The organism is Alistipes sp. CAG:268 (assembly GCA_000434235.1).
In the GTDB taxonomy this organism is placed as follows: domain Bacteria; phylum Bacteroidota; class Bacteroidia; order Bacteroidales; family Rikenellaceae; genus Alistipes; species Alistipes avistercoris.
This window is the reverse complement of record FR892021.1, coordinates 26,101-33,887: the sequence shown is the minus strand read 5'-3', so window position 1 is coordinate 33,887 and position 7,787 is coordinate 26,101. Positions and strand designations below refer to the sequence as shown.

General features: G+C 63.7%; 7 protein-coding genes and 1 tRNA gene. 5 read left to right on the top strand and 3 right to left on the bottom strand.

The annotated features are described in order from the left end of the window. Window positions 1-421 (bottom strand): hypothetical protein (locus QZL63_RS10265; RefSeq protein ID WP_290586924.1); only part of this gene is annotated, 421 nt, incomplete at its 3' end. 210 nt (window positions 422-631) lie between these two features. Between QZL63_RS10265 and QZL63_RS10260 the strand changes: the two genes are divergently transcribed. Next, on the top strand, window positions 632-1,246 hold the full coding sequence (locus tag QZL63_RS10260) for an HdeD family acid-resistance protein (protein ID WP_022309207.1): 615 nt from the start codon (window positions 632-634) through the stop codon (window positions 1,244-1,246). 116 nt (window positions 1,247-1,362) lie between these two features. On the opposite strand, the gene QZL63_RS10255 is transcribed toward QZL63_RS10260, so the two are convergent. Beyond that, window positions 1,363-1,436 (bottom strand) — tRNA-Met (locus tag QZL63_RS10255). Window positions 1,437-1,779: 343 nt separating this feature from the next. On the opposite strand from QZL63_RS10255, the gene QZL63_RS10250 reads away from it, so the two are divergent. Further along, window positions 1,780-2,394 carry an ion channel gene (locus tag QZL63_RS10250; RefSeq protein WP_290587072.1) on the top strand — a complete coding sequence of 205 codons (615 nt, stop codon included), beginning with the start codon at window positions 1,780-1,782 and terminating at the stop codon, window positions 2,392-2,394. A 59-nt stretch (window positions 2,395-2,453) separates the two neighbouring features. On the opposite strand, the gene mscL is transcribed toward QZL63_RS10250, so the two are convergent. Beyond that, window positions 2,454-2,918 carry a large-conductance mechanosensitive channel protein MscL gene (gene mscL / locus QZL63_RS10245; protein WP_022309205.1) on the bottom strand — a complete coding sequence of 155 codons (465 nt, stop codon included), beginning with the start codon at window positions 2,916-2,918 and terminating at the stop codon, window positions 2,454-2,456. Window positions 2,919-3,110: 192 nt separating this feature from the next. Here mscL and QZL63_RS10240 point away from each other — a divergent pair, with 192 nt between their 5' ends. The 3 genes from QZL63_RS10240 to QZL63_RS10230 form a co-directional block, all read left to right on the top strand. Beyond that, window positions 3,111-4,562, top strand: coding sequence for a sodium:solute symporter (locus QZL63_RS10240; protein WP_022309204.1), 1,452 nt, complete (start codon window positions 3,111-3,113; stop codon window positions 4,560-4,562). Then, a complete protein-coding gene (locus QZL63_RS10235) occupies window positions 4,552-7,554 on the top strand; it encodes a golvesin C-terminal-like domain-containing protein (RefSeq protein ID WP_022309203.1) in 3,003 nt (1,000 codons plus the stop codon). The genes QZL63_RS10240 and QZL63_RS10235 overlap by 11 nt, the downstream gene beginning before the upstream one ends. 18 nt (window positions 7,555-7,572) lie before the next feature. Then, window positions 7,573-7,787, top strand: a 215-nt coding sequence (locus QZL63_RS10230; protein ID WP_290586914.1) for a GatB/YqeY domain-containing protein, incomplete at its 3' end; no start/stop codon positions are given.

Here is a 7,787-nt window from a genome sequence, read left to right as displayed (position 1 = left end):
TCAGCAGGAACGGGAGCAGCAGGGCGTCCCGGATCGGTGGGGCTTGTTTGTTGTCGGTGTCGTATCGTTCCAGCAGGGTGTAGAGGGCGGTCAGATCCGCAATCTTTTCTGCCGGAAGCGGCAGCCGGGGAGATGCCTCGACATGCTTGAGCCAGTCGAATCCGAAGGAGACGGGCAGCGCGTAGAGGTATTCGGGCGATACGAGCAGCAGTTTGACCGACAGGTCCGACGAGCATCCTGTGGCCGTGAACAGGTGCCGGGGCAGACAGATGAACACCTCGTTGGCCGTCATGCGGAACTCGCGGTGGTTGATCCGGAAGAGAAAACTTCCCGAAAGGCAGAAGCCGAAGACGACGCCGTCGAAGAGCGTCGGGAAAGGCAGAAGACACCGCCGTCGAAGAGCGGCGGCTGGCCGATCCACTCCTTCGAGTCACGGCCGGTGAGGTCCATGAACGCAAAATTACCCAGTTTCAGCTCTTCAGCCCGGATTTTTCGTATATCCTTCATCTCTTCTGTGGGTTGATTCGGGACGAATATACGAAAAATTGCACATTTTCGGGCAGGGTGGGGTAATGCGGATGCGCTGTGTCCGGACTATCTTTGCCTGAGTTCAATCAAAAAATACAGAATTATGTGGAAGGAAATGCATCGCACGCGGAACCTTTTCCGGTATTGGTGGGTTTCGCTCGTCGTGGGGATTCTGAGCATCGTGACGGGAGTCTGCTGTTTCGTCGTGCCGGTAGACTCGCTGGCCGTGATGACCGCGTTTTTCATCGCGGTGCTGGTCACCGCCGGTATCGTCAATGTGCTCTGGGCCTTTGCTAACCGGGAGTGGAACGACAGCTGGGGCTGGAGCCTGGCCCGGGGGCTGCTCGAGGTCCTTTTCGGCGTGTGGCTTTTGTTGATGCCGCTGCCGCTCGTCGCGACCCTGCTGATCTATGTCGTCGGATTCTGGATGCTGTTCCACTCCGTGCTGGGTATCTGTGAGGCGAGCGAACTCTCCGGGATCGGAGTGAGGGGTTGGGGTTGGCTGTTGGCCTGCAACATCCTGAGCCTGATCTGCTCGTTCGTCTTCCTGGCCGCTCCCGTTTATGGCGGCATCTTCATACTGGCCTATGCCGGGGTGTCGTTCGTGCTGTATGGGATCTTCCGCATCGCACTGTCGTTCGAGTGGCGGCGGATCAACCGTAAGATCCGCTCGTCCGATGACGACGGATTCGTCGAGGCGGAGGTGATCGACGACTGAGCCTTTTGATCGGGCCGCTTCCGTCCGATCCGGCGTCGTCCCGCGAAAGCCTGGCTGTAAAATGCAAAAAAAGAAAGAGCACTTGCCTTTTTGAGGTAAGTGCCCTTCTTTTTCAGTAGCGGGAGAGAGACTTGAACTCTCGACCTCATGATTATGAATCATGCGCTCTAACCAGCTGAGCTATCCCGCCATTGCTGAAAGCGAGTGCAAAGGTAATAGAAAAATTCATACCTGCAAAAACTTTCGCCAAAAAAATACGTCCGATTTTTGTCCTTTCGGAAAGTTTTTCGCCTGTGGCATTGATTTTGAGCATGATGCGCCGGTCATAAAAAACAAACATCGTGTCGCAAAATCTTTCCATTCGTCCGGACAGCCGTCCGTCCCGGCCTTCCTCCTCCGCCGCCGCTTCGAAGTCCCGGCGACGATCCGCCTCCCGCACGGCTGCCCGCGGTTCAGCGTCGCGCGCTGGCAGGCCCCTGCCGCCCGGGCCGCGTTTCCTGCAAATACTTGGTGCGGTCAAGGTTCTGGCAGGCCTGTTGCTGCTCGTGGCAATCTCGTGGGAGGTGATTGCCGGAGGCAAGCACTTCTCGCGTCCGTACCTGGCCGTGCAGTTTGTTGTCTGCCTGCTCTTTCTGTGCGACTTCTTCGTCCGCTGGGGAGCCGACGGCTGGAGCGCCCGGTTCTTTTGGCGCAACCTGTTCTACCTGCTCCTTTCGGTGCCGTACCTCAATATCGTTTCGTGGAGCGGGGTGACGCTGTCGCGCGGAGCCGCCATGCTGCTGGGGCTCGTTCCGCTGCTGCGGGCCTTCCTGGCCATGACGATCGTCGTCGGCTGGCTGGTCGGCAACCGCGTGCGGCGCCTGCTTGCGGCCTACATCTTCACGGTGGTCGTCTTCACCTACATCTCCGCGCTGATCTTCTACGACTACGAACTGCCCGTCAATCCGCACCTGCACGGATTCGGCAACGCGCTCTGGTGGGCCTGGATGAATGTCACGACCGTCGGCGCAGCCATCTTTCCCGTCACGGCGATCGGCAAGCTCTTCAGCGTGCTGCTGCCGTCGCTCGGGATGATGTTCTTCCCGATCTTCACCACCTACGTGCTGCAGGAGTATGCCCCTTCGAAGACGAAGGATCGGGACGAGTGATCCGTGCGGATTGCCCGTCCGATCCGTTCGTTTTCCGCGCGGGGTTACCGGCCATCGGCCTACCGTTCCCTGAGCAGGTCGCGGATCTCCGTAAGCAGCAGCTCCTCCTTCGAGGGTGCGGGCGGTGCGGGCGGCGTCGCGGCGCGTTTCTTCATCAGCCGGTTCATCAACTTGACCATCAGGAAGACGCAGAACGCCAGAATGGCGAAATCCACGCACTGCTGGATGAAGGCGCCGTAGTTCCAGTAGATCGGTTCGGCCGCCTTGGCCGCCGCCTCGCCGCCTCCGGCCAGCTCGGCCACCGAACCGAGCGCTTCCGATGTGACGTCGCGCACGCGCGAGAGGTCGATACGCAGGTTCGAGAAGTCGGCATTGCCGATCAGCGCGCCGATCGGCGGCATGAGGATGTCGTTCACGAGCGACGAGACGATCTTGCCGAACGCCCCGCCGATGATTACGCCGACGGCCATGTCCATGACATTGCCCTTGAGCGCAAATTCCTTGAATTCCTTGAAAAATGCCATATCCGCTGTTTTTAGGTGTCTGGCGTAAAGATATGCAAATTCCGGGGCATTCGGACTCCCGGTGACGCGAAATCGTGCGCCGCGCGGGGCGTCCTGCTGCGGAGAAGCTGAAAATCGCGCGTTTTTTGGGGACTCCGTATCGCGTTTTTTCGTATCTTTGGCGAATCGTAAACTGATACCGAATCCGCATCCATGACACCTGCAGCCGTCATCGCCACCGTCCTGGGCTATATCGCCGTCCTCTTCCTCGTCGCATGGCTCTCGGGCCGCCGGGCCGACAACGCCGGGTTCTTCTCCGGCGGGCGCCGCACCCCGTGGTACATGGCGGCCTTCGCCATGATCGGCGCCGCCATGTCGGGCGTGACCTTCATCTCGGTCCCCGGTTCGGTGGCCGCCGATTCGTTCTCCTACATGGAGATGGTTGCGGGCTTCACCGTCGGGCAGCTTGTCGTGGCCTTCCTGCTCATCCCGACCTTTTACCGGTTGCGGGTCGTCTCGCTCTACGAGTACCTCGACGACCGTTTCGGCATCCATTCGCACCGCACGGGCGCCTGGTTCTTCTTCATCTCGAAGATGCTGGGCGCCGCCCTGCGCGTCTACGTCGTCTGTGCGGTGCTCCAGCTGCTGGTCTTCGACCACTACGGCCTGCCGCTGTGGGCCAACGCGCTGGTCACGATGGCCTTCGTCTGGCTCTACACGCAGCAGGGCGGCGTGCAGTCGCTCATCTGGACCGACACGCTCAAGACCGTCTGCCTGGTGGGCAGCCTCGTCCTCTCGATCGTCTTCATCGCCGACGGGCTCGGCCTCTCGGCCCGCGGGGTGGTGCAGGCCGTCTCCGATTCGCCCATGTCGCGCATCTTCTTCTTCGACGACCCCGCATCGGACCGCTATTTCTGGAAGATGTTCGCCGCAGGCATCGTGCTGCTGGTGGCCATGACCGGCCTCGACCAGGATATGATGCAGCGCAACCTGAGCTGCGCCACGCCGCGCGACTCGCAGAAGAACATCGTGCTGACGGCCGTCAGCCAGATCTTCGTGATCTTCCTCTTCCTGGTCCTCGGCGTGCTGCTCTACCTCTACGCCGGACACACCGGGCTGGAGCTTCCGGCCAAGAGCGACCAGGTCTTCTCGCTGGTGGCCGTGGACGGGGGACTGCCGCCCGTTGTCGGCATCCTGTTCGTCGTCGGGCTCATCTCGAGCACCTATTCGGCCGCCGGATCGGCCCTCACGGCCCTCACCACCTCCTTTACGGTCGATATCCTGCAGGGTACGCGCCGCTGCGACGAGCGGCGGCTGACGCGCCTGCGCCGCAGCGTGCACCTGCTCATGGCGCTGGCCATGGCGGGTGTGATCCTCGCCTTCGGCTACCTGGCCGACGACAGCGTCATCAACCTGGTCTACAAGGTTGCCAGCTATACCTACGGGCCGATCCTCGGCATGTTCCTCTTCGGCCTCTTCACGCGGCGCCGCATCCGCGACGGCTGGATGCCATGGATCGCCGTTGCGGCCCCCATGCTGAGCGCCCTCGTGCAGTGGTGGGCCCGCGAGGCGTGGGACTACCGGATCGGCTTCGAACTGCTGGTCTACAACGCGGCCTTCACCATGATCGGAATGTTCCTTGTTTCGCAACGACATGAAAAATAGATTTCTGCGCATATTGCTCCTGCTTGCGGCCCTCGGTGCCGCGCATGCGGCTCCGGCTGCCGCCGTGAGCGCCTCGACCCGTCTGGCCGTGGGGCGCACGCTGACGCGGATCGTGGCCCGCGAGGTCTCGGGCGGCTATGTGAGGGTGCAGAGCATGCAGGCCTCGCGCGGCCGCGTGCGGGTCTACGCCTCGATCGGGCTCTCCTATTATCCCTTCCGCGAGGAGAACGTGCGGGCCATGCGCGACTCGGTGCGCGCAGCCCTGCCGGCCGAGTACCGCAAGGCGCGGATCGAGATCTACACCGACCGCTGCGAGGTCGGCGAACTGATCCCGATGGCCTGCCGCAACGCTGCGGTGCTGCACAAGCAGATCGCCAAACGGCAGGTCGTCCCCTTCGTCAATCGCTCCGAACGGCCGCTGGTCACCCGCCTGTCGGCCGCCGCAACCCCCGAACGGGGGCTTTCGGGCCGGCATATCGCCCTGTGGCAAAGCCACGGCCGCTACTTCGACCAGAAGGAGAACCGCTGGCGGTGGCAGCGCTCGCAGCTGTGGCAGACCTGCGAGGACCTCTACACGCAGAGCTATGTGCTGCCTTACCTGGTCCCGATGCTTGAGAACGCCGGGGCCTGTGTCCTGCTGCCGCGCGAGCGCGACGTGCAGCGGGTCGAGGTGCTGGCCGACAACGACGTCCCGGAGCAGTATGCCGAGAGCGGGGCGTGGCAGCCGGGCGGCCGCGGCTTCGCCCACCTGCGCCAGGTCTACCGGGGCGACGAGAATCCCTTCCGCGACGGCACGACGCGCCGCATCTCCACGGTCGCGGGCCAGCAGCCGACGGGGCGCGCCGAGTGGCGGGCCACGCTGCCGCAGCGGGGCGAATATGCCCTCTATGTCAGCTACGAGTCGCTGCCCGGAAGTGCCGACGATGCCCGCTATACGGTCCACCACCTGGGCGGCGATACGGAGTTCGCCGTCAATCAGACGATGGGCGGCGGCACGTGGATCTACCTCGGGCGCTTCGCCTTCGCGCCCGGCGAGCAGACGGTCGTTACGCTCACCAACCGTTCGCGCGTGGCCGGCCGCACCGTTTCGGCCGATGCCGTGAAGATCGGCGGCGGCTACGGCAACGTCGCCCGCACGGTCTGCGACTCGCTCCGGCAGGCGGATACGTTCTATCCCGAGGAGACGAGCGGCTATCCCCGCTTCTGCGAGGGGGCGCGCTACTGGCTGCAGTGGGCCGGGTTCGATGCCTCGGTCTATTCGCCCAAGAACTTCACCGACGACTACAAGGACGACTACATGTCGCGTGCCCACTGGGTCAATGCGCTGGCGGGCGGATCCGAACGGATGCCCGACTCCGCGGGGCTGCGCATCCCGATCGACCTGGCCCTGGCTTTCCACTCCGATTCCGGGGTGCGCGACGGCGACGAGACGATCGGCACGCTGGGCATCTTCTACACCCGTGAGCAGGGCGGCCGCTTCCACGGCGGTGCCGCCCGCTACCGTTCGCGCGACCTGACCGACTTGTTGATGACCCAGGTCGTCTCGGATATCCGGCGCACGTGGGAGCCGGCGTGGAACCGGCGCGGGCTGTGGAACCGCGCCTACTACGAGGCGCGCGTGCCGGGCGTCCCGACCATGCTGCTCGAACTGCTCTCGCACCAGAATTTCGCCGACATGCGCTACGGCAGCGACCCGCGCTTCAAGTTCCTCGTCAGCCGTGCGGTCTACAAGGGGATTCTGCGCTACGTCTGCTCGCAGTACGACGTGCCCTATGTCGTGCAGCCGCTGCCCGTCGAGGCCCTTACGACCGATTTCGTCGATGACGGGCGGGTCTGCGTCTCGTGGGTCCCGGCGGTCGATTCGCTCGAGGCGACGGCCGTGCCCGACGGTTATGTCGTCTATACGCGCGTGGATGACGGCGGCTTCGACAACGGACAATACACGGAGCGCCCCTACCTGATGGCCGATCAGGAGCCGGGGCGCATCTACAGCTACCGGGTGACGGCCGTCAATGCCGGCGGCGAGAGCCTCCCGAGCGAGACGGTGGCCGCCTGTCGGGTTCCGGAGAGCCGCGGCACGGTGCTTGTCGTCAATGGGTTCGACCGGGTGAGCGCCCCGCGAAGCATGCGGTGCGACTCGCTGGCCGGGTTCCTGGCCGGGGAGGACAACGGCGTGCCCGACCGGATCGACATCTCCTACATCGGGCCGCAGCGGGTCTTCGACCTGACGCAGGCGCGCTGTCCGGTCGATTCGCTGGCCCTCGGCGCGAGCTGCTGCGACTACGAGACCGATGTGATCGGCGGCAATACGTTCGACTACGCCGCCCTGCACGGACGCTCGATTGCGGCGGCCGGCTACTCGTTCCACTCGGCCTCGCTGCAGGCCGTGCTGCGCGGCGACAAACACCTGGCGGGCAACCGGGCCGTGGACCTGATCCTCGGCAAGCAGCGGACCACATCGATGGGACGTGATGTGCTCGATCCCGAGTTCGAGGCGTTTCCCGATGAGCTGCAGGACCTTATTGCCGACTACCTCAGGCAGGGCGGCAACCTCTTCGCTTCGGGCTGTTACGTCACGACGGACCTCTGGCGGGCGGATGCCCCCGAGTCGGGCCGCGACTTCGCCCGCGAGGTGCTGCACTGTGCTTCGGACAGCCTGCTCGCGACGCGCGCCCAGACCGAGGCCCTGCGCGGGCGGATCCGGGTGGTGGCGCCCCACGCCTCCTTCTCGCGCGGCGAGTACCGCTACTTCACAACGCCCCGTCCCGATGCCTACACGGTCGAAACGGTCGATCGGCTGCAGCCCGCAGGCGAGGGTGCCTTCCCGGTGATGCGCTATGCGGGCGGCGGTACGGCAGCCGTTGCATCGGAAGGAGCCGGTTCGGGCGGGCGGACCTTTGTGGCAGGATTCCCGTTCGAGGCCCTCACGGATCGTGTGCAACGCGATCGGATGATGCGCGATGTGATGGAATTTCTGACAGATAACAATTAATACCTAAAGTTTTTGATTATGTCACTCGAACAACAGATTTCGAAAGGAATCATGGAGGCCATGAAGGCCAAGGACACCGTGCGGCTGAGCGCCCTGCGCAATGCCAAGAAGTACATCATCGAGGCCAAGACGGCCGGTCCGGAGATCGCCGAACTGCCCGATGCCGACGTGCTGAAGATCATCTCGAAGCTGGCCAAGCAGGGTACCGACTCGGCGGCCATCTTCTCGCAGCA